This window comes from Sphingomonas endophytica, from assembly GCF_001476895.1.
Classification (GTDB): domain Bacteria; phylum Pseudomonadota; class Alphaproteobacteria; order Sphingomonadales; family Sphingomonadaceae; genus Sphingomonas; species Sphingomonas endophytica_A.
Genome location: NZ_LDTB01000229.1, coordinates 1 through 599, shown reverse-complemented (window position 1 = coordinate 599; position 599 = coordinate 1). Strand labels below are relative to the sequence as shown.

General features: G+C 66.3%; 1 pseudogene. It reads left to right on the top strand.

What is annotated here, in order from left to right:
- Window positions 1-210: 210 nt before the first annotated feature.
- Window positions 211-599, top strand: a pseudogene (locus NS334_RS16910) (hypothetical protein); the annotation flags it as partial.

Below are 599 nucleotides of genomic sequence, written 5' to 3'. Positions count from 1 at the left end.
GGCGGACAACGGCCGGCCTGCGTCCAGATCAGGCTGCACGGCTTGGCATATCCGATCGGGTTGGGGGTTAGCATTTTCGGAATGCGCGTGGTTGGTCCCGGCGCATCGAGGAAATGTGCGGCGCGGCTGCCTGACGGTGGCCGCAAGTGCTGAGACGGGATCGAAGACGCAGATGCGCCTGACGTAACGGCGGCTGCAGGGGAGGTATCAATGACCGCAGTGAGCAGCGCCGGACGCGTGTCCGCGGCAGGCGCAGGTTTCCTCGACAAGGAACACACGATCGCGACCGCAGGCTTCAATCGCTGGCTGGTGCCGCCGGCCGCGCTGTGCATCCATCTCTGCATCGGTATGGCGTACGGCTTCTCGGTGTTCTGGCTGCCGCTGTCGCGCGCGATCGGCCTGACCGCGCCGAAAGCGTGCCCTGACATGTCGCTGATGCAGGAATTGTTCACGACGACCTGCGACTGGAAGGTCGCGAGCCTCGGCTGGATGTACACCCTGTTCTTCGTGCTGCTCGGCGTCTCCGCCGCGATCTGGGGCGGCTGGCTCGAGAAGGCCGGTCCGCGCAAGGCGGGCTTCGTCGCGGCGTTGTGCTGGGC